The following is a 21,177-nucleotide window of genomic DNA, read 5'->3' on the forward strand; positions in this document are numbered from 1 at the left end:
AGTGGCATGTTGACCATAAATACGCCTGCGATAAACAGCCAGAATGCCGCAGTGGCTGACCAGGACACCGAGCCTGGCCAGGCGGCAGCTCCCGCAGAGGGGGTTAAAGTGGTCATTTCAGGTGCGGCCATGAAGTTGGCAAAAGCGCAGAAGGATCAGAACGACGACATTGAAGGCAGCGGCTTGCCGGATCAGGTGCAGAAAATTCTGAAGATGATTCGCGAGATCAAAAAGCAGATAGCTGAAAAGCAGGCTCAACTGCAGCAAGTCATGGCCAACAGCAGTCTGAATCCCGAGCAGGCCAAGGCTCAGGCCGCCGGGTTACAGGCGGCAATTGCCGGTTTGAGTGCTGCATTGCTCAATGCCAATGCCAGCTTGGTCAAGGCCATGAAAGACTTGAGCGGTGAGGACGCGCTCAAGGCTACCTCATTGATGGCCAGCTAAATCACCCGGGAAAATCGCTGCCGACTGGCCTGTTCCAGGTACGCATCAAATACCATGCACACCGAACGTACCAACAGCCGCCCGGCGGGCAGCACGGTCAGTTGCTCAGGCCCAAGTTCAATCAGGCCGTCTGCGGCCATTTTCTGCAGCGCGGGCCACTGCGGCGCAAAATACCCTCGAAAATCGATATTGAACGCCTGCTCGATGTGGGCGAACGGCAAGTGCAGATTGCAGATGATTTGTTGAATGACTTCGCGCCGGATCCGGTCATCCTGATTGCACAACAGGCCTCGAGCGGTTGCGAGCTGGCCGCTGGCCAGGGTGCGCTGATACTGGGCGATGTCGCTGTCATTCTGGCAGTACAGCTCGCCAATCTGGCTGATGGCCGAGACACCGAGCCCGATCAGGTCGCAATGGCCGTGGGTGGTATAGCCCTGGAAGTTGCGTTGCAGGGTGGCTTCTTCCTGGGCGATGGCCAGTTCATCGTCCGGCAGCGCGAAGTGATCCATGCCGATGTAGCGATAACCGGCGGCTGTCAGTTGTGCAATGGTGCACTCCAGCATTTTCAGTTTATCGGCCGGCGAGGGCAGGTCACTGGTGTTGATCCGGCGTTGCGGCATGAAACGCTCAGGCAAGTGCGCGTAATTGAATACCGACAAGCGATCCGGTTGCAGGTTGATCACTTCTTTGATGGTTTGCGCGAAGGCTTCGGGGGTTTGCTTGGGAAGGCCGTAGATCAGGTCGATATTGATCGAGCGAAACTGCAAGGTGCGCGCAGCATCGATCACGGCACGGGTTTCTTCCAGGCTTTGCAGGCGGTTGACTGCCCGCTGGACTTGGGGGTCGAGGTCTTGCAGGCCAATGCTGACGCGATTGAACCCCAGCTCGCGCAACAGGCCCATGGTCGACCAGTCGGCTTCACGCGGGTCGATTTCGATGCCGTAATCGCCGGAATCGTCGTCCAGCAAATTGAAATGCTCACGCAGGCTGGCCATCAATTGGCGCAATTCATCGTGGCTGAGAAAGGTCGGCGTGCCACCGCCAAAGTGCAGTTGCTCGACTTTTTGTTTGGGGTCGAGGTGGCAGGCGACCTGGCGGATTTCTTGTTCCAGGCGCTGCAAGTAAGGCTGCGCTCGGCCGCGGTCCTTGGTGATGACCTTGTTGCAGGCGCAGTAGTAGCAAATATTGGCGCAGAACGGCACGTGTACATACAGCGACAGGGGCCTCAGCGCCTTGCGGCTTTCACGCAGGGCGTGCAGCAGATCGAATGTGCTGACCTGGTCAGTGAACTGCATGGCCGTCGGATACGAGGTATAGCGCGGTCCGGCCAGGTCGTAGCGGCGAATTAAATCTGAGTCCCAACGAATGGCGTCGAGCATGCGGGCATTCCCCTGGGATGACTGGCAATGCGCTGGAGTCTAGGGGCTCGGGATTCGTATCACCTTGATTTGTATCAATGGCTGCGTGTGCTGCATCGCGGGCAGGCACGCTCCCACAGTGCGTCCCGGTTGCACTGCTACGGTGGGCGCCAGCTTGCTGGCGATGGTATCGGTCCGGTCATCCAGTTCGACCTGCATCGCTGGCAAGCCAGCTCCCACAGTTCGACCAGTTGCACAGTTGCCGCACAAGTGACTGGACTAATGCCCCATCAACCAGTGCTGGTGCGGGCCGGGCAAGGTCCAGATGCCGAACAGGATTACCAGTAACCCGCCGGCCATACGCACGCTGCGTTTGCGCAGCAACGCCGTGACGCGCTCGGCCGCAAGTCCGGTTGCCAGCAGCACGGGCCAGGTACCCAGACCGAAAGCCAGCATCAGGAGTGCACTGTCGATCGCGCTGCCCTGGCTGGCCGACCAGATCAGCGTGCTGTAGACCAGGCCGCATGGCAGCCAGCCCCAGAGCGCGCCCAGCAGCAATGCGCGAGGCAGGCTCGACACTGGCAGCAACCGGTTGGCAACGGGCTGGATATGCCGCCACAGGCCGCGTCCCAGGCCTTCGATACGGGTCAGGCCGCTCCACCAGCCCGCCAGATACAGCCCCATGCAAATCAGCAGCAGCCCGGCGAGGATGCGCATATACATCGCCGCCGGACTATTGGCCACTGCCCATCCGGCGAGCCCCAGCAATAAGCCCGCGGCGGCGTAGCTAAGGATTCGCCCCAGGTTATAGGCCAGCAGCAACCGAAAGCGTCGACTGCGTTGCTCTTTGGGAATGGCCAGGGTCAACGCCCCCATCAGGCCGCCGCACATGCCCAGGCAATGGCCGCCCCCGAGCAGGCCCAGAATCACGGCCGAAACCAGCAGTGGTGCCAGCTCAAGCATGGGGTGGCGCCTTGCTGTCGGTGTCTGGGTCCGATTCCGGGTGATGAAGCCTGGCTTCTTCGACAGCCGCTGTGTGCTGCGGGTCCTGGTCGTCAAACAGGATGCTGTGGGCAGGGCTGTCGAGGTCGTCGTACTGGCCGCTGTCTACTGCCCAGAAGAAGACATAGATAGCGATTGCGACAATCAGCAAGGCCGCGGGAATCATGATGTAAAGCGCTGGCATAAAGGCTCCAGGCCACCGGTTCAGATCGGTAGCGGGCGGGTTTGTGATGCAAGCTGAGTATGCGCCTGACGGGGCATGCGGGTCAGGCGCAAAGCGTTAAGCACCACCGTCAACGAGCTGATCGACATGCCGATGGCGGCCCAGATCGGGGTGATCCAGCCCAGCGCCGCAAAAGGCAGCATAAGGCCGTTATACAAGCCGGCCCAGAGCAGGTTCTCGATGATCACCCGGCGCGTGCGCCGGGCCAGGCTGAAGGCTTGCACCAGTGCATCCAGGCGATTGGACAGCAATACCGCATCGGCACTGGTTTTGGCCAGGTCAGTGGCCGAGCCCATCGCCACGCTGATATCGGCGGCAGCCAGCACCGGCACATCATTGACGCCGTCACCGAGCATCAACACTTTGCGGCCCCGGGCATGCAGTTGTTGCAATACCTGCAGTTTGTCATCCGGGCGCAAGCCGCCCCGGGCTTCATCGATACCCAGCTCGGCGGCTACGCTGTCGACCATCGGCGAACTGTCTCCCGAGAGCAGCAGCGTGCGCCAGCCGCGCGCCCTGCAGGCGGCCAGCAGTGCGGGGGCATCGTCGCGCAGGCGGTCATCGAGCACCAGCCAGGCCAGCGGGCCCCGGGTATCGCCCAGTAACAGCCATTGACCGGGTTCGTCGGGCATGTGCGGGACCGGGCAGTGGCTCAGCTCGCAGACAAAACCCGGCTGGCCGATGCGCAACCGCCGATCGCCCACCAGGCCTTCAAGGCCGCGGCCCGGCGTGCTTTGCACCTGTTCGGCGGCTTGTGCTGCGCGGCCGAACGCCCGGGCGATCGGGTGTTCCGAACGGTTCTCAAGGGCTGCCGCCAGGCCCAGGCACTGATCGCTGTCCAGTTCGCCCAGTGGCCGGATGGCGCGCAAGGTCAGCCGGCCTTCGGTGAGGGTGCCGGTCTTGTCGAAGATCACCGTGTCGATCTGGTTCAGCCCCTCGATCACATGGCCGCGCGTCAGCAGCAGCCCCAGCTTGTGCAACGTCCCTGTAGCGGCCGTGAGCGCGGTCGGTGTTGCCAGTGACAGGGCGCAAGGGCAGGTGGCCACCAGCATTGCCAGGACGATCCAGAAAGCCCGCGATGGATCGAGTTGCCACCACAGCAGGCCGATCCCGGCAGCGGCAATCAATGAAAACAGCAAGAACCATTGCGCGGCTTTATCGGCGATCTCGGCCAGCCGCGGTTTCTCGCTCTGGGCCCGGTCCAGCAGGCGCACGATGGCAGACAGGCGTGTGTCCTGGCCCAGGGCCAATACCTCGACGGTCAGTGCACCTTCGACATTCAGGGTCCCGGCGGTGACCGCATCGCCAGCCCGGCGTGCCTGGGGCAAGTACTCGCCGGTCAGCAAAGACTCATCGATGCTTGACTGGCCGTCCAGAATCTTGCCGTCGGCCGGAAGAACCGCGCCGGGGTGGACCAGCACCTTGTCGCCGACTTTCAGTTCGGTCAGCAGAATGCGCTCGCTCTGCCCGTCATCACTCAATCGCAAGCAGGACGCAGGCAGCAGGTTGACCAGTTGTGCGGTCGCGGCGGCAGTGCGCTCACGGGCACGGCGCTCCAGATAGCGCCCGGCCAGCAAGAACAGGGCGAACATGCCGACCGCATCGAAATACAGCTCGCCGACACCGGTGATGGCCGTCCAGATACCCGCGACATAGGCGCCGCCGATCGCCAGCGAAACCGAGACATCCATGGTCAGATGGCGGGTGCGCAAGTCGCGCATGGCGCCTTTGAAAAAGGGGGTACAGCTGTAAAACACGATGGGCGTTGTCAGAAACAGTGCAACCCAACGCAGGATGGTGTGCATCTCGGGGCTGAGATCGATGTTGAATTCGGGCCAGGTGGCCATGGTTGCCATCATCGCCTGGAACCACAGCAGTCCGGCGACACCCAGCTGACGCAAAGCCAGGCGGTTTTCAGTGGCCAGTTGTTCCGTCGCCCTGTCAGCCTGATACGGGTGCGCGGCATAGCCGATGTGGCGCAGTTCGCTGAGTATTTCACTCAGTGGTAACTGGCTGTCGGCCCAGCGTACATGCAAGCGGTGGTTGGACAGGTTGAGCCGTGCTTCGCTCACCGCAGGCAGGTGGCGCAGGTGTTTTTCAATCAGCCAGCCACAGGCGGCGCAACTGATGCCTTCGATCAGCAGGGTGGTTTCGGCCTGTTCGCCCTCATGCCGGACAAAGGGTTTTTGCACATCGGCGCGGTCATACAGGGCCAGCTCTTCAACCAGTTGTACGGGGAGCGCTTGAGGGTTGGCCGAGGCTTCGCTGCGATGCTGGTAATAGCTTTCCAGGCCGCCGGCCACGATCGCTTCCGCCACCGCCTGGCACCCGGGGCAGCAGAACTCGCGCAGCTGGCCCAGAACAACGGCGGTATACCGGCTGCCAGGAGGGACGGGCAGGGCGCAGTGATAGCAGGGAACGGGAGAGGTCATGACGGTCTTTCGCGATGGAAGTGCGACATTGCAGGCCCTCAGGCTCCCACAGAATTGTGGGGGGCTGAGGGCCTGCGATGGGTTATTTCGCTTTGCGGTCTTCTGCGCCCTGCAGGGGCTCGTCGCCCAGCAGCAGGTCCTTGTCAGGTCCTACCAGCTCCTCTTCAAACAGGCGCCAGGTTTTGCCGTCTTCAACGCCCAGCAGCTCTACAAAGCGACGGCCTGCGACCTTGTCATCCAGTTGGCCGATGTAACGGCCCGGTTCTGATGCGCTCTGGCTCAGACTGATCTTGCGGTCTTTCTCGGGTTGAGTCGGAGAAATCAGGTTCAGCTCCAGCACCTGCGGTTTGCTGTTGCCCTCAAGCAGCAGCACCACTTCGCCGGTCATTTCGTCCATGCGCAGCTTGGCCTTGAGTTGCAGGGTCTGGCCCAGCAATTCGCGGTCAAGGGAGCGGTTGATGCCTTTGCCGGCCTCGTAGTAGTTGTCGTTGACCAGGTTGTCCGGGTTATTCACGGCAATGGTCACCATCGACAGGGTCAGCGTCACCGAGCAGGCGAGAATGGCAATGATGATCCACGGCCAAAGATGCTTGTACCAAGGGCTGGAGGCGTTTGCTGCGGGCATGGCAGGTTCTCTTCTCTTATCTGATTTGTGGGCCGATGAAACGGCTCTTGGCTTTAACGGTCACGTCGTTGTGGTCGGCATCCTTGAGGATGAAGAACACTTCGTTGGTGCTGGAGGGTAGCTGCTCCGGCGCAATCGAGAGCTCGACCGGCAGGCTGACGATGTCGCCCGCCGCGACCTTGATTTCGCGTTTGCCCTGCAGTTTCAGGTCAGGCAGGCCGGTGGCCTCCAGCACGTAGGTATGGTCTTGCTGGTCCTTGTTCATGATCTTCAGGCTGTAGACGTTTTCGATCCGGCCTTCAGCGTTTTCGCGGTAGAGCACGCGGTCTTTACTGACATCGAACCCCACCAGGGTGCGGGTATAAAACGCTGCTGCCAGCAGGCCCATCATGGTCAGCAGGACCAGCGCATAGCCAATCAGGCGCGGGCGCAACTTGCGGGTTTTCTGGCCCGAGAGGTTGTGCTCGGTGGTGTAGCTGATCAGGCCGCGCGGGTAGTTCATTTTGTCCATGATGCTGTCGCAGGCATCGATACAGGCGGCGCAGCCGATGCACTCGATCTGCAGGCCGTCACGAATGTCGATCCCGGTCGGGCACACCTGTACGCACATGGTGCAGTCGATGCAATCGCCCAGGCCCAGGGCCTTGTAGTCAGTGTCTTTTTTGCGCGGGCCACGGACTTCGCCGCGCCGCGGATCGTAGGAAACGATCAGCGTGTCCTTGTCGAACATCACGCTCTGGAAGCGGGCATACGGACACATGTAAATGCACACCTGCTCGCGCAACCAGCCAGCGTTGCCGTAGGTGGCCAGGGTGAAAAAGCCGACCCAGAAATACGCCCAGCCATCAGCCTGGCCGGTAAAGAAGTCGAAAACCAGTTCGCGTATCGGCGAGAAGTAACCGACGAAGGTCATGCCGGTGACAAAGCCGATCAGCAGCCACAGGCTGTGTTTGCTGAATTTTCGCAGGAACTTGTTGGCGCTCATCGGCGCCTTGTCGAGCTTGATGCGCTGGTTGCGGTCACCTTCTGTGACCTTCTCGCACCACATGAATACCCAGGTCCAGACACTTTGCGGGCAGGTGTAACCACACCACACGCGTCCGGCGTATACGGTAATAAAGAACAGGCCAAAGGCGGCAACGATCAGCAGCCCGGACAGCAGGATGAAATCCTGTGGCCAGAAGGTGGCACCAAAAATAAAGAATTTACGTTCGGGAAGGTTCCACCAGACCGCCTGGTGGCCGCCCCAGTTGAGCCATACCGTGCCGAAATACAGCAAGAAAAGCACCGCCCCGCCGGCGATGCGCAAGTTGCGGAAAAGACCGGTAAAGGCCCGGGTGTAGATCTTTTCCCGGGCAGCATACAAATCGACGCTTTCGCCGGTTTTTTGCTCAGGCGCAGTGACGTTTTTAACAGGAATCTGATTGCTCATTAGTGCGTCCCACGGCAGTGGAAAATGCCTCGGTCAGTACATGCCGACCGCGGTCAGAAGGTGTAGCAGTGGCGTAATGATACGCCTGTGACTCTAGCTCAAGGGTGCGACCTTTGGTCGCGTTCCGGAAAACCTGAAGTTGGTATAGGAGTTGTAACAAGTCGTGACGTGGATCAATTGACTTGAGGCTGCGGTTGCAGTGCCAAGGCGTCACGCCCGGGCCGTTGCGGCGTCAATCGAAAGCGCCGGCGGCAATAAAAAGGCCCCGCCAGCTGTCGTTGGCGGGGCCTTTTGTGAAGCAATTACAACCCTGGTTTACTCGGCTGCCTTGGCCTCATCGCCATGGGACAAGCTGTAAACATAGGCGGCCAGCAGGTGGACCTTGTCGTTCCCTTGCAAGTCAGCCTGTGCAGGCATCTGGCCCTGACGGCCGTAACGGATGGTCTGCTGCAGTTGGGCGAAGCTCGAACCGTAGATGAATGCACCCGGGTGGGTCAGGTTCGGTGCGCCCATCAGCGGGTTGCCTTTGCCTTCCGGGCCGTGGCACACCGCACAGTTGGTGGCGAACAGTTCCTTGCCTTTGGCAGGGTCTGCTTTCGCGCCTTCGGGCAGTTTGCGACCGTCCAGGCCGGTCAGGACATAGGCGGCAACGTCGCTCACGCCTTGTTCGCCGATCACTTCAGACCAGCCCGGCATGATCGCGTGGCGACCCCCCATGATGGTGGTCTTGATGTCCGTTGGCGTACCGCCCCAGCGCCAGTCGGCGTCGGTCAGGTTAGGGAAGCCATAGGCGCCTTTGGCGTCAGAACCGTGGCACACCGAGCAGTTGGAGGCGAACAGACGGCCACCCATTTTCAGTGCTTGCGGGTCTTTGGCCACTTCTTCAATAGGCATGGCAGCGTATTTGGCGAAGATCGGTCCGAACTTGGCGTCCGATTTAGCCATCTCCTTTTCCCACTCGTGAACACCGGTCCAGCCTGTCTGGCCATTGGCAAACGCGGTTTTCTCTTTGGTGTCCAGGTAATCGTAGCCCGGCAACAGGCCTTTCCAGTTACCCAGGCCCGGGTAGAGCACCAGGTAGCCAAGGGCGAAAATGATGGTGCCGATGAACAGCATGAACCACCATTTAGGCATCGGGTTGTCGTACTCCTCAATCCCGTCGTAAGAGTGCCCAACTGTCTCGTCAGTTTGCTCGCTGCGTTGGCCCTTGCGGGTAGCCAGCAACAACCAGGTCAAGGCGAAGATGGTACCCAGACTGAGGACTGTGACGTACAGACTCCAGAACGTAGTCATTCTTTGTTACTCCTAGAAGCTTGCTCTTGCTCGACGTGCTTGATGGCTTCGGGATCATCCTTGAAGGGCAATAAGGTAGCGTCATCAAACTCCGACTTGCGTCGCGGACTGAAAACCCACAATGCCAAACCGATAAAAGCCACCATCACGACGACAGTGCCCAGGCCACGAATCATCCCGATATCCATCTAAATCACCGTTTGCTTTTGATGATGGTGCCCAGGCCCTGGAGATAGGCCACCAGCGCGTCCATTTCGGTTTTGCCTTTCACGGCATCCTTGGCACCGGCGATATCTTCGTCGGTGTAAGGGACGCCGAGCACGCGCAAGACTTCCATTTTTTTCGCCGTGTCCTTGCCGTCCAGCTTGCGTTCTACGAGGAACGGATAAGCCGGCATGATCGACTCGGGTACCACGTTGCGCGGGTTGTACAGGTGCGCACGGTGCCAGTCATCGGAGTAGCGACCGCCAACCCGGGCCAGGTCAGGCCCGGTACGCTTGGAACCCCACAGGAACGGGTGGTCCCAGACGCTTTCGCCGGCTACCGAGTAGTGGCCGTAACGTTCGGTTTCTGCACGGAACGGGCGAATCATCTGCGAGTGGCATTGCACACAGCCGTTGGCGATGTAGATGTCACGACCTTCCAGTTCCAGGGCGGTACGCGGCTTCATGCCTTCAACCGGAGTATTGGTGACATCCTCGAAGAACAGCGGAACGATTTGGGTCAGGCCACCGATGCTCACGGCGATGACCATGAAGAAGGCCATCAGGCCAATATTCTTCTCGATTGTTTCGTGCTTCATCAGTGGGCTCCAACGACAGCGATTTTGCTCGCTGCTTCAGCTTCTACCGGGTTCGAGGCGCGTACGGTGCGGAACACGTTATAGGCCATGAACAGCATGCCGCTGGCGAAGATAGCCCCGCCGATGGCGCGAACGATAAAGCCAGGGTGGCTGGCTTGCAGTGCTTCCACGAACGAGTAGGTCAGGGTGCCGTCGTCGTTGATTGCGCGCCACATCAGGCCCTGGGTGATGCCGTTGACCCACATCGAAGCGATATAAAGCACGGTGCCGATAGTCGCCAGCCAGAAGTGCGTATTGATCAGGCTGGTGCTGTACATCTGCTTCTGGCCGTAGATGCGCGGAATCATGTGGTACATGGCGCCGATCGAAATCATCGCTACCCAGCCCAGTGCCCCGGCGTGTACGTGGCCGATGGTCCAGTCGGTGTAGTGCGACAGCGAGTTGACGGTCTTGATGGCCATCATCGGGCCTTCGAAGGTCGACATGCCGTAGAAGGCCAGGGACACCACGAGGAAGCGCAGGATCGGGTCGGTGCGCAATTTATGCCAGGCGCCCGACAGGGTCATCATGCCGTTGATCATGCCGCCCCAGCTTGGCGCCAGCAGGATGATCGACATGGCCATGCCCAGCGACTGGGCCCAGTCCGGCAGAGCGGTGTAGTGCAGGTGGTGCGGGCCGGCCCAGATGTAAAGGGTGATGAGGGCCCAGAAGTGCACGATCGACAGGCGATACGAGTAGATCGGACGTTCGGCCTGCTTCGGCACGAAGTAGTACATCATGCCCAGGAAGCCGGTAGTCAGGAAGAAACCTACAGCGTTGTGGCCGTACCACCACTGGATCATGGCGTCGGTGGCACCGGCGTAAGCCGAGTAGGACTTGAAGAAACTTACCGGCAGGGATGCGTGGTTGACGATGTGCAGCATCGCCGTAACGATAATGAACGCCCCGTAGAACCAGTTACCGACATAAATGTGCTTGGTTTTACGCTTGGTAATGGTGCCGAAGAACACAATGCCGTAGACCACCCAGACGATGGCCAGCAGGATAGCCAGTGGCCATTCCAGCTCTGCGTATTCCTTGGTAGTGGTGTAGCCAAGCGGCAAGGTGATGATCGCGCCGATAATGACGGCCTGCCAACCCCAGAAGGTAAATGCGGCGAGGGCGTCGGAGATCAGGCGGGTCTGGCAGGTACGCTGCACGACGTAGTACGAGGTACCAAACAATGCACAGCCACCAAAGGCAAAAATCACAAGGTTGGTATGCAAGGGGCGCAGGCGGCCAAAGGTCGTCCACTCAAGGCCAAGGTTTAATTCAGGCCACACAAGCTGTGACGCGATAAAAACCCCGAGCCCCATGCCAAGGATCCCCCAGACCACCGTCATGATGGCGAACTGGCGGACTACCTTATAGTTATAAGCAGTCGGACTGATTGCTGTGCTCATTCTAAGGTTCCACGGTTTTGGTGTTTTATTAGGAGTAAAAATCGGTCGCAAGTATGTATAAAGCGTAGGGTTATTGCAACGCGGCTTGACCTCGGTCAATGCGTTCCAACGCTTATTCTGCGGCCTTTCCATGCGTGGTGTAGGGTCAAATAGACCGTCAACAAAACAACCCATGGAGGGCAAAAATGAAGGGTGCGGGCGGATCAAAACCGGGTGGGGTGCAGGCATCGCGACATCATGGCGAAGATCGCAATCGACGATAGCCGGTGTAAACCCACCAGTGTGGCCCGTAACGGAGCCCTTCAACTTACCGATTAATTTCACTTGACGTGAAACCGGCGGACCCGGGATCACCGAAGCTATGAGCTTAGTCCTGAATGGCGCGAGAGCAACGAGGGACTAAAAGAGGTGCGACACTTGGTCGCGCTTTGAGGCGGGAACTGCCGCACCAAAATGATGCGGCAGGAAATGTCCGGTAATTATTCGGCTGATTTTTCCTCTTGATTCCCATGAGACAAGCTGAACACGTATGCAGCCAGCAATTGCACCTTGTCGTTACCCAGCAGATCGTTTTGCGCCGGCATATGCCCCTGGCGACCATGGCGAATGGTTTGCTGCAATTGCGCCAGGCTGGTGCCGTAAATAAAGCCCGCAGGCGCAGTCAGATCAGGCGCCCCCATCAGTTGCATGCCTTTGCCATTGGCGCCATGGCAGGCCACACAGGTGGTTTCGAAAGCCTGCTTGCCCGCGACCAGATCCACTGTCGTGTCCTGTGGCAAAGGCAGCCCGGCCAGATCGTGGCGCACATAGGCGGCGACGTTCTTGACGCCGTCGTCACCCAGCACTGCACCCCAGGCCGGCATCGCCGCGATGCGCCCGCCCATGATCGTGGTTTTAATGGTGTCAGCATCGCCGCCCCAGCGCCAGGTGCTGTCGGCCAGGTTGGGGAAGCCGAAGGCGCCCTTGGCATCCGAGCCGTGGCACACCGAGCAATTGGACGCAAACAGGCGCCCGCCCATTTTCAGTGCCTGGGGGTCTTGGGCTACTTGCTCAACGGGCATGGCGGCGTATTTGGCGAAAATGGGGCCAAACCTGGCGTCTGCCTTGTCCATCTCCTTTTGCCATTCATTGACCCCGGTCCAGCCATCCTCGTAACCCGGTAGCAGGCCTTTCCAGTTGCCCAGGCCCGGATAGAGAATCAAATAGCCCACACCAAACACCAGCGTGCCGACGAACAACATGAACCACCATTGGGGCAGCGGGTTGTCGTACTCTTCGATGCCATCAAAGCTGTGGCCCATGGTCTCGACGGTTTCGCTTTTTCTTTCCCCCTTGCGGGTACTGATCAACAGCCAGGTCAGGCCGACCAGCGTGCCAATGGTCAGCACGCAGATATAGATACTCCAGAAGGTGGTCATTGTTTATTGCTCCTAGACGCTTGTTCTTGCTCGACGTGTTTAATCGCCTCTGGATCGTCTTTGAATGGCAGTAGGGTCGCGTCTTCAAACTCCGACTTGCGCCGCGGGCTGAATACCCACAGCGCCAGGCCGATAAAGGCCACCGCCACCACGACTGTGCCGAGGCCGCGGATCATTCCGCTACTCATGTCAAACATGGCTCACCTCTTGCTCTTGATGGCAGTGCCGAGCACTTGCAGGTAGGCCACCAGCGCGTCCATTTCGGTCTTGCCCTGCACCGACTGTCTGGCGTTGGCGATGTCTTCATCGGTGTATGGCACGCCCAGGGTGCGCATCACTTCGAGTTTCTTTTGGGTATGGCGGTCATCCACCGGTTCCGACACCAGCCACGGGTAGGCGGGCATTTTCGACTCCGGCACAACGTTGCGCGGGTTGTACAAATGCGCGCGGTGCCAGTCGTCCGAATAGCGTGCGCCGACCCGCGCCAGGTCCGGCCCGGTACGTTTGGAGCCCCACAGGAACGGGTGGTCCCAGACGCTTTCACCGGCGACCGAGTAATGGCCATAGCGCTCGGTCTCGGCCCGGAACGGACGGATCATCTGCGAGTGGCATTGCACGCAGCCTTCGCGAATGTAGATGTCACGCCCTTCCAGTTGCAGCGCGGTGTAAGGCTTCATGCCCTCGACCGGGGTATTGGTCACATCCTCAAAGAACAGCGGCACGATTTGCGTCAGGCCGCCGACGCTCACACAGAGGATCATCAGCAACAGCATCAGGCCGATATTTTTTTCAATGATTTCGTGTTTCATGGCGAACTCCTCAGGCCGTCTGCGCGGCGGCTACGACTTCAGCGGGCTCGGCGTTACGCACGGTGCGCCAAGTGTTGTAAGCCATCAGCAACATGCCGCTGAAGAAGATCGCCCCGCCGATCAGTCGCACGACATAGCCCGGATGGCTGGCCACCAGGGTTTCGACGAAGGAGTAGGTCAGCGTGCCGTCTTCGTTGACTGCGCGCCACATCAGGCCCTGGGCGATGCCGTTGACCCACATCGAGGCGATGTAAAGCACGGTACCGATAGTGGCAAGCCAGAAATGCGCGTTGATCAGGCCCATGCTGTACATCTGCGGGCGACCGAAAATTTTCGGGATCATGTGATACAGCGCACCGATCGAAATCATCGCTACCCAGCCCAGCGCACCGGCGTGTACGTGGCCGATGGTCCAGTCGGTGTAGTGGGAGAGGGCGTTGACGGTCTTGATCGCCATCATCGGGCCTTCGAAGGTCGACATCCCGTAGAACGCCAGCGACACCACGAGGAAGCGCAGGATCGGGTCGCTGCGCAACTTATGCCAGGCCCCGGAGAGCGTCATCATGCCGTTGATCATGCCGCCCCAGCTTGGCGCCAGCAGGATCAGTGACATCACCATGCCCAGCGACTGGGCCCAGTCCGGCAGCGCGGTGTAGTGCAAGTGGTGCGGGCCGGCCCAGATGTAAAGGGTGATCAGAGCCCAGAAGTGCACGATCGACAGGCGATAGGAATAGATAGGGCGTTCGGCCTGTTTGGGCACGAAGTAGTACATCATCCCCAAAAAACCTGCCGTCAGGAAAAAGCCCACGGCGTTATGGCCGTACCACCACTGCACCATGGCGTCAGTCGCGCCGCCATACAGCGAGTAGGACTTGGTGAAACTGACCGGGATTTCCAGGTTGTTGACGATGTGCAAGATGGCCACGGTCACGATGAATGCGCCGAAGAACCAGTTGCCCACGTAAATGTGTTTGGTCTTGCGCTTCATGATCGTGCCGAAAAACACGATGGCATAAGCGACCCAGACGATGGTGATCAGGATATCGATCGGCCACTCAAGCTCGGCGTATTCCTTGGAGCTGGTGTAGCCCAGCGGCAGGCTGATGGCAGCCAGCAAAATCACCAGTTGCCAACCCCAAAAGGTAAACATGGCGATCTTCGGCGCGAACAGCGTTGCCTGGCAGGTACGTTGTACCGAGTAAAAGGAGGATGCAAACAATGCACAACCGCCAAAGGCGAAGATCACCGCGTTGGTGTGCAAAGGGCGCAGGCGCCCGAAACTGGTCCATGGCAAATTGAAGTTAAGTTCTGGCCAGACCAGCTGCGCGGCGAGAAATACGCCGAGCCCCATACCGACGATGCCCCAAACCACCGTCATAATGGCAAATTGGCGGACCACCTTGTAGTTGTAGGCAGTACTTGTAGAAGTGTTCATGGTTCCCCATCCACGGTTCAGGCGAATACAAAGGCACGCCTGGAGTTATAGGCAGACTAAAAGCGAGGCAAGCATGGGCGTAGCAGGCAAGGCCGGTATTGACAGGGATCAATGGGCGCAATGCGTACAGGAGCAGGGCTGGTTATGGAATCCGGCCTCGGACGAGGTGAAAAGCGCGCAACCGCAGACCTTGATCCTGGCCCATGGTGCGGGTGCTCCGATGGACAGTGCCTGGATGACCGGTATGGCTGAACGCCTTGCGGCACGAGGGGTGAACGTATTGCGCTTCGAGTTCCCGTACATGGCGCAACGCCGGCTCGATGGTGGCAAAAGGCCGCCAAACCAACAGGCCAAATTGCTCGAATGTTGGCGCCAGGTGTATGCCGGGGTGCGACAGCATGTCGCCGGGCAAATTGCGATTGGCGGCAAGTCCATGGGCGGGCGCATGGCCAGTCTGGTGGCTGATGAGTTGGGAGTTGATGCTCTGGTCTGTCTGGGCTACCCGTTTTACGCCTCCGGCAAACCGGAAAAACCGCGGGTGGCGCACTTGGCCGGGCTGCAGACAGCCACCCTGATCGTGCAGGGCGAACGCGATGCCCTGGGCAACCGGCAAGCCGTCGAGGCATACACGCTGGCGCCGGGCATTGAACTGCACTGGTTAGTGGCGGGGGATCACGATTTGAAGCCGCTCAAAGTATCGGGGTTTACCCATGAACAGCATCTGGACGCCGCTGCCGACAAAATCGCGCAATGGCTCCCCCTGTAGGAGCGAGCTTGCTCGCGAGCTGTTCAATATGCCAGCGAAGAGCTCGCGAGCAAGCTCGCTCCTACAGGTAAAGGGGGGGCAGTGCTTAACGGTTGAACCGCTCCACCAGTGAATACTGGGTGTTTACGGTGCGGGTCAGTTCTTCGCTCAATAGCGCCGAATGCTGGGCCTGCTCTGAAGTCTGGTCCGCCAGGTCGGCAATGGTGCTGATGTTGCGGCTGATTTCTTCAGCCACTGCGCTTTGCTCTTCGGTGGCGGCCGCGATCTGGGTGGTCATGTCGGTGATATTGGCCACCGCTTCACTGATGCCCACCAGCGCCTTGTCCGCTTCCAGTACCCGGGCCACGCCTTCTTCAGCCTGACGATGCCCGGCATTCATGGTCTGTACGGCAGTGGCCGCCGTCTGCTGCAACTTGGCGATCAGGCCATGAATCTGTCCGGTCGACAGGCTGGTGCGTTGTGCCAGTTGACGCACTTCGTCAGCCACCACGGCAAAGCCCCGGCCCATCTCGCCGGCACGCGCGGCTTCGATGGCTGCGTTCAGGGCCAGCAGGTTGGTCTGGTCGGCAATGCCCTTGATCACGTCAACCACGCCGCCGATTTCATCGCTGTCTTTGGCCAGCTGAGTGACCGTTGCCCCGGTTTCACCGACCACGATGGACAAGCGTTCAATCGCCTCGCGGGTTTCACCGGCGATGTCACGCCCGCGCCCTGTCAGGCGATTGGCCTCTTGAGTCGCGTCAGCCGTGCGCTGTACGTGGCTGGCCACTTCTTGCGTGGTGGCAGCCATCTGGTTAACGGCGGTGGCGACTTGTTCGGTTTCAACTCGCTGGCGCTCAAGCCCCTTAGAGCTGTTGTGTGCCAGTACATCGGCTTGACGGGCCTGCTCGCTTAAATGTTCGGCAGTGTCCTGCAGTCGGGTCAAACAGGTCTTCAGGCGCGCTTCCTGGCTCAGAATCGACATTTCCAGACGCGCTTGCGGGCCACGGCTGTCGGTGTACATCTGGGCAATCAACGGGTCAGAGGTGGTTTGTTCGGCCAGGCGCAGCAAGCGCTTGATCCCGCGTTGTTGCCAGCCCAGGCCAAGCAACCCCAGCGGGATCGACAGCGCGGCCGCCAGGGCAAAGCCCCAGCTGGAGTTGAGCAGGGCGCCAATCATGAAACTCAGTTGGCTGACCAGAATGAAGGGCAGCCAGTCCTGCAGCACGGGGAGCCATTTATCGCGCTGTGGCACCGCCGACTTGCCGCGATTAAGGCGCGAATACAGAGCTTCGGCACGACGGATCTGTTCGCCGGTGGGCTTGACCCGGACCGACTCATAGCCCACCACTCGCTCATTCTCGAATACCGGGGTCACGTAAGCGTTGACCCAGTAATGGTCACCGTTGCGGCAACGGTTTTTCACAATGCCCATCCATGGCGCGCCTTTTTTCAAGGTGCTCCACATGTGTTCAAAGACGGGAGAAGGAACATCCGGATGACGCACGAGGTTGTGCGGTGCGCGTATCAGCTCTTCACGCGAGAACCCGCTGATCTCGACAAAGGCATCGTTGCAATAGGTAATTACACCTTTGGCATCGGTGGTGGAAATCAACCGTTGTTGAGCGGGGAAAGTGCGTTCGCGTTGGGTGACGGGCTGGTTATTACGCATGTCGTATCTATCCGTAAGACTTTGACAGGCTGTCGGCACGCGCAGGGATTTGTTTAATTATTAATTCGGCTGCCGCAGGTGACCAGACACCCCGGCAGCCTTTGTGTATCAGGGCGCCAGCATCGGATAAGTGAAGAATACGAAGTGCAACAGGTTAAGCCCGAAGTGAGTGGCGATCGCCGCACTCAGGCCGCCGAAACGCCAGGCCAGGCCATAACCAAGGCCGGCAATACCCGACAGCAGTACCCAATGCCAGCCTGCGGCCATATGCGCCAGGCCGAACAATAGCGCAGCAATGACCAGTGCCAGTGTCTGGCCGTAGGGCAGCTGTTTAAACCAGCGACTCAAACTGCCCTGGATGTAGCCGCGAAACAGGGCTTCTTCGACCAGTGTTACCAGCAGTAAATTGTTCAGCACCCAGATCCAGCCGTGTGCGGGCCATTTAGGGGCCCAGGTGATCATGCCCAGCAGCATCGCGCCGCCAAGCGCTGCAATTGCCACCAGTACCAGGGCCATCAACGTCGCGCCAAACGAGACTCGCCAGGAAAAGCGTGGCGCTATCCAGGGGCATACCAGTAATAGCCAGAAGCCAATCAGCGGCTTGTCCAGATTGAGGTACAACGAGAAGGGCACGGCGTCCGGCGTCAGCCGTTCGGGGTTGATGGCGCGGCCATTATGGAAACCGGGTAGCCAGTGCAGCGCCAGTGCCAGGGCCAGCAATACAAACAGCGCGTGACCGGCATAGCGCAGCCATTGCTGGCGGTGCTGACGGGCTGCGAGCCCGGACAGAATCAGGGCAAACAACGCGATAAGAGCCTGGGCGCCCAATTGGCCGTAGCTCAGGGCAAGGCAGTAGCCGAGGGTAAGAAATGCCAGATAAGGCCATGGCAGAGCAATCATGAAAATCCTTGGAATCGTTAAAAAAAACGCCCCGAATGCATGTCGGGGCGCGTCAGTATAACAATACAGATGCAAAAGATTCTCAACGCAAATTCCGTGATCCGAGCCCGGCCCGGAACACACCGGGTGGATACGATCTCACTGACACCCCATCACCCGTAGGAGCGAGCTTGCCTCGCGAGCCTTTCAGCGCGCCCCGCAACAGCTCGATCCCACAGGTATTCAGCCAGTTTCAGGAGGCAATCAACTGCCGCAATACATAGTGCAGAATCCCGCCCGCCTTGAAGTACTCGACCTCATTCAGGGTATCGATCCGGCACAGCACCTCGACTTTCTCCTGTTGACCATCCTCACGGGTGATGACCAGCGTCAGGTTCATCCTTGGTTGCAGTTCGGCACCGGTCAGCCCCAGGATATCCAGAGTCTCCTTGCCGGTGAGCTTCAGGTTCTTGCGGTTCTGATCCAGTTTGAATTGCAGCGGCAGCACGCCCATGCCCACCAGGTTCGAGCGATGGATGCGCTCAAAACTCTCGGCAATCACCGCTTTGACCCCCAGCAGGTTCGTGCCTTTGGCGGCCCAGTCACGGCTGGAGCCGGTGCCGTACTCCTGGCCGGCAATCACCACCAGGGGAGTGCCCGATGCCTGATAGCGCATCGCTGCATCATAGATCGGCAGTTTTTCGCCACTCGGAATGTAGATCGTGTTGCCACCTTCTTCGCCGCCGAGCATCTCGTTGCGAATCCGGATGTTGGCAAACGTGCCGCGCATCATCACTTCGTGGTTACCGCGCCGCGAACCATAGGAGTTGAAGTCCCGTGGTTCGACGCCTTTCTCGCGCAGATAGCGCCCGGCCGGGCTGTCGACCTTGATATTGCCGGCAGGGGAAATGTGGTCTGTGGTCACCGAATCGCCGAGCAACGCCAGCACGCGCGCGCCCTTGACGTCCTTGATCACCGGTAACGGGCCACCAATGTCATCGAAGAAGGGTGGATGCTGGATGTAGGTCGAATCTTTCTGCCAGACATAAGTCGCCGCCTGTGGCACCTCGATGGCCTGCCATTGTTCGTCACCGGCAAATACCTCGGCGTACTCCTTGTGGAACATGGCGGTCGTCACCTGTGCTACGGCATCGGCGATTTCTTTCTGGCTGGGCCAGATATCGCGCAGGTACACCGGTTTGCTGTCTTTGCCGATGCCCAGCGGTTCAGTGCTGATATCAATGCGCACGCTGCCGGCCAGGGCATAGGCCACAACCAGCGGCGGCGAAGCCAGCCAGTTGGTTTTCACCAGTGGGTGCACGCGCCCTTCAAAGTTGCGGTTGCCCGAGAGCACCGAAGCCACGGTCAGATCAGACTGGGTGATGGCTTTTTCAATCGGCTCGGGCAACGGCCCGGAGTTGCCGATGCACGTGGTGCAGCCGTAGCCGACCAGCGCAAAGCCCAGCTGGTCGAGGTACTGGGTCAGACCTGCGGCCTTGTAGTAGTCAGTCACCACCTTGGAGCCAGGGGCCAGCGACGTTTTCACCCACGGCTGGCTTTTCAGGCCTTTTTCGACCGCTTTTTTGGCCACCAGCCCGGCAGCCATCATCACACTCGGGTTGGAGGTGTTGGTACACGAGGTAATGGCCGCGATCACCACGGCACCGTTTTTCAGGCGATAAGTCTGCCCTTCAACGCTGTAGTCCACTTCACCGATCAGGTCGGCATTGCCCACGGCCACGCCACCGCCGCCTTCACTTTCAAGACGGCCTTCTTCTTTGTTGGTCGGTTTGAATTGCAGGCTCATGAAATCGTTAAATGCCTGCCCTACATTGGGCAGTGACACCCGGTCTTGTGGGCGCTTGGGCCCGGCAAGGCTGGCTTCGACGCTGCCCATGTCGAGTTCCAGGGTTTCGCTGAAGACCGGTTCCTGGCCTGGCATACGCCACAGTCCCTGCTCTTTGCAGTAGGCCTCGACCAATTTGACCGCAGCCTCGGGCCGCCCGGACAAACGCAGATAATCCAGGGTGATCTGATCGACCGGGAAAAACCCGCAAGTGGCGCCATACTCCGGTGCCATGTTGGCAATGGTGGCGCGGTCAGCCAGTGGCAGATCCGCCAGGCCGTCGCCGAAAAACTCGACGAACTTGCCGACAACGCCCTTGCTGCGCAGCATTTGCGTCACCGTCAGCACCAGGTCGGTGGCGGTGATGCCTTCTTTTAGTTTGCCGCTGAGTTTAAAACCCACCACTTCCGGGATCAGCATCGACACTGGCTGGCCGAGCATCGCGGCTTCGGCTTCAATGCCGCCCACGCCCCAGCCCAGGACACCCAGGCCATTAATCATGGTGGTGTGGGAGTCGGTACCGACCAGTGTGTCGGGGAACGCGTAAGTCCGGCCGTCTTCGTCCTTGGTCCAGACTGTCCGTCCCAGGTACTCCAGGTTTACCTGATGGCAAATCCCGGTACCGGGCGGCACGACGCTGAAGTTGTCAAAGGCATCCTGGCCCCAGCGCAGGAATGCATAACGTTCACCGTTGCGTTCCATCTCAATATCAACGTTTTGTTCAAAGGCGTCCGGGCTGGCGAATTTGTCGACCATTACCGAGTGGTCGATCACCAGGTCTACCGGGGACAGCGGATTGATTCGTTGCGGATCGCCGCCGGCCTTGGCCATCGCCGCGCGCATGGCGGCCAGGTCGACCACGGCCGGCACGCCGGTAAAGTCCTGCATCAATACCCGGGCCGGGCGGTACTGGATTTCCCGGTCGCTGCGCCGTTCCTTGAGCCAGGCGGCCAGCGCCTTGAGGTCCGGCGCGGTGACGGTCTTGCCGTCTTCCCAGCGCAGCAGGTTTTCCAGCAATACTTTGAGCGACATGGGCAGCCGGCTTAAATCGCCCAGTGATCTGGCGGCAAGGGGCAAGCTGAAATAGTGATAAGTCTTGTCGTCGACTTTTAGTGTGGCGAGGGTGTTCAGGCTATCAAGGGAGGACATGAAATGACTCCTTTTGACCCGCACGGTACGGATCGTGTGGAACGAGCAGAGCTTCTAACGTAGCCCTGAATCATTGATCTGGCTAATAACTGGACTGTCTATAAGGGTTCAAGGTTCCGAACTCAGTTATCATGCTGGCCTTTTCGTGACAGTCCTTGCTCCAAATCAAGG

19 protein-coding genes are annotated in these 21,177 nt (G+C 59.5%); 2 read left to right on the plus strand and 17 right to left on the minus strand.

All coding sequences use genetic code 11. The annotated features are described in order from the left end of the window. Positions 1-51 precede the first annotated feature (51 nt). A complete protein-coding gene (locus AOC04_RS05040) occupies positions 52-444 on the plus strand; it encodes a hypothetical protein (RefSeq protein ID WP_060696872.1) in 393 nt (130 codons plus the stop codon). On the opposite strand, the gene hemN is transcribed toward AOC04_RS05040, so the two are convergent. The 14 genes from hemN to ccoN (AOC04_RS05110) all read right to left on the minus strand — a co-directional run bounded on the left by hemN (position 441) and on the right by ccoN (AOC04_RS05110) (position 14,715). Beyond that, complete coding sequence (hemN, locus tag AOC04_RS05045) at positions 441-1,823, minus strand: oxygen-independent coproporphyrinogen III oxidase (RefSeq protein ID WP_060691436.1); 1,383 nt, start codon at positions 1,821-1,823, stop codon at positions 441-443. The two genes, AOC04_RS05040 and hemN, sit on opposite strands and share 4 nt — an antisense overlap. 258 nt (positions 1,824-2,081) lie before the next feature. Next, positions 2,082-2,765, minus strand: coding sequence for a sulfite exporter TauE/SafE family protein (locus tag AOC04_RS05050; protein WP_060691437.1), 684 nt, complete (start codon positions 2,763-2,765; stop codon positions 2,082-2,084). Beyond that, a complete protein-coding gene (gene ccoS / locus AOC04_RS05055; RefSeq protein WP_060691438.1) occupies positions 2,758-2,988 on the minus strand; it encodes a cbb3-type cytochrome oxidase assembly protein CcoS in 231 nt (76 codons plus the stop codon). The genes AOC04_RS05050 and ccoS overlap by 8 nt, the downstream gene beginning before the upstream one ends. 20 nt (positions 2,989-3,008) lie before the next feature. Continuing rightward, complete coding sequence (locus AOC04_RS05060) at positions 3,009-5,459, minus strand: heavy metal translocating P-type ATPase (RefSeq protein WP_060691439.1); 2,451 nt, start codon at positions 5,457-5,459, stop codon at positions 3,009-3,011. Between the two features lie 82 nt (positions 5,460-5,541). Further along, entirely contained in the window at positions 5,542-6,084 is a 543-nt protein-coding gene (locus AOC04_RS05065; protein WP_060691440.1) for a FixH family protein, read from the minus strand. Positions 6,085-6,100: 16 nt separating this feature from the next. After that, positions 6,101-7,516 (minus strand): cytochrome c oxidase accessory protein CcoG, encoded by a 1,416-nt coding sequence (ccoG, locus tag AOC04_RS05070; RefSeq protein WP_060691441.1) that lies wholly within the window; start codon positions 7,514-7,516, stop codon positions 6,101-6,103. A 315-nt stretch (positions 7,517-7,831) separates the two neighbouring features. Further along, positions 7,832-8,809, minus strand: coding sequence for a cytochrome-c oxidase, cbb3-type subunit III (ccoP, locus tag AOC04_RS05075; RefSeq protein ID WP_060691442.1), 978 nt, complete (start codon positions 8,807-8,809; stop codon positions 7,832-7,834). Further along, complete coding sequence (locus tag AOC04_RS05080; protein ID WP_003447209.1) at positions 8,806-8,997, minus strand: CcoQ/FixQ family Cbb3-type cytochrome c oxidase assembly chaperone; 192 nt, start codon at positions 8,995-8,997, stop codon at positions 8,806-8,808. The genes ccoP (AOC04_RS05075) and AOC04_RS05080 overlap by 4 nt, the downstream gene beginning before the upstream one ends. A 5-nt stretch (positions 8,998-9,002) precedes the next feature. After that, entirely contained in the window at positions 9,003-9,611 is a 609-nt protein-coding gene (ccoO, locus tag AOC04_RS05085; RefSeq protein WP_060691443.1) for a cytochrome-c oxidase, cbb3-type subunit II, read from the minus strand. After that, positions 9,611-11,053 (minus strand): cytochrome-c oxidase, cbb3-type subunit I, encoded by a 1,443-nt coding sequence (ccoN, locus tag AOC04_RS05090; protein WP_060691444.1) that lies wholly within the window; start codon positions 11,051-11,053, stop codon positions 9,611-9,613. Before ccoN (AOC04_RS05090) ends, ccoO (AOC04_RS05085) begins: the two co-directional genes overlap by 1 nt. A gap of 479 nt (positions 11,054-11,532) precedes the next feature. Then, positions 11,533-12,471, minus strand: coding sequence for a cytochrome-c oxidase, cbb3-type subunit III (gene ccoP / locus AOC04_RS05095; protein ID WP_060691445.1), 939 nt, complete (start codon positions 12,469-12,471; stop codon positions 11,533-11,535). Then, positions 12,468-12,659 carry a cbb3-type cytochrome oxidase subunit 3 gene (locus AOC04_RS05100; RefSeq protein WP_003447218.1) on the minus strand — a complete coding sequence of 64 codons (192 nt, stop codon included), beginning with the start codon at positions 12,657-12,659 and terminating at the stop codon, positions 12,468-12,470. The genes ccoP (AOC04_RS05095) and AOC04_RS05100 overlap by 4 nt, the downstream gene beginning before the upstream one ends. Before the next feature lie 12 nt (positions 12,660-12,671). Continuing rightward, complete coding sequence (gene ccoO, locus AOC04_RS05105; protein ID WP_060691446.1) at positions 12,672-13,280, minus strand: cytochrome-c oxidase, cbb3-type subunit II; 609 nt, start codon at positions 13,278-13,280, stop codon at positions 12,672-12,674. 10 nt (positions 13,281-13,290) lie between these two features. Then, positions 13,291-14,715, minus strand: a complete 1,425-nt coding sequence (gene ccoN, locus AOC04_RS05110; protein ID WP_060691447.1) for a cytochrome-c oxidase, cbb3-type subunit I — start codon at positions 14,713-14,715, stop codon at positions 13,291-13,293. A gap of 73 nt (positions 14,716-14,788) precedes the next feature. Between ccoN (AOC04_RS05110) and AOC04_RS05115 the strand changes: the two genes are divergently transcribed. Beyond that, positions 14,789-15,481 carry an alpha/beta family hydrolase gene (locus tag AOC04_RS05115; RefSeq protein WP_060691448.1) on the plus strand — a complete coding sequence of 231 codons (693 nt, stop codon included), beginning with the start codon at positions 14,789-14,791 and terminating at the stop codon, positions 15,479-15,481. A gap of 85 nt (positions 15,482-15,566) precedes the next feature. Here AOC04_RS05115 and AOC04_RS05120 read toward each other — a convergent pair whose 3' ends face one another. From AOC04_RS05120 to acnA, 3 genes are all read right to left on the minus strand, one after another. Beyond that, on the minus strand, positions 15,567-17,132 hold the full coding sequence (locus AOC04_RS05120) for a methyl-accepting chemotaxis protein (RefSeq protein ID WP_060691449.1): 1,566 nt from the start codon (positions 17,130-17,132) through the stop codon (positions 15,567-15,569). A gap of 108 nt (positions 17,133-17,240) precedes the next feature. Beyond that, on the minus strand, positions 17,241-18,032 hold the full coding sequence (locus AOC04_RS05125) for a CPBP family intramembrane glutamic endopeptidase (protein WP_060691450.1): 792 nt from the start codon (positions 18,030-18,032) through the stop codon (positions 17,241-17,243). Positions 18,033-18,264: 232 nt separating this feature from the next. After that, the gene (gene acnA, locus AOC04_RS05130; protein ID WP_060691451.1) at positions 18,265-21,006 is read right to left on the minus strand and encodes an aconitate hydratase AcnA; all 2,742 of its coding nucleotides are present in this window, start codon (positions 21,004-21,006) and stop codon (positions 18,265-18,267) included. Positions 21,007-21,177: the final 171 nt, after the last annotated feature.

It is taken from the genome of Pseudomonas versuta, assembly GCF_001294575.1.
GTDB classification, from domain to species: domain Bacteria; phylum Pseudomonadota; class Gammaproteobacteria; order Pseudomonadales; family Pseudomonadaceae; genus Aquipseudomonas; species Aquipseudomonas versuta.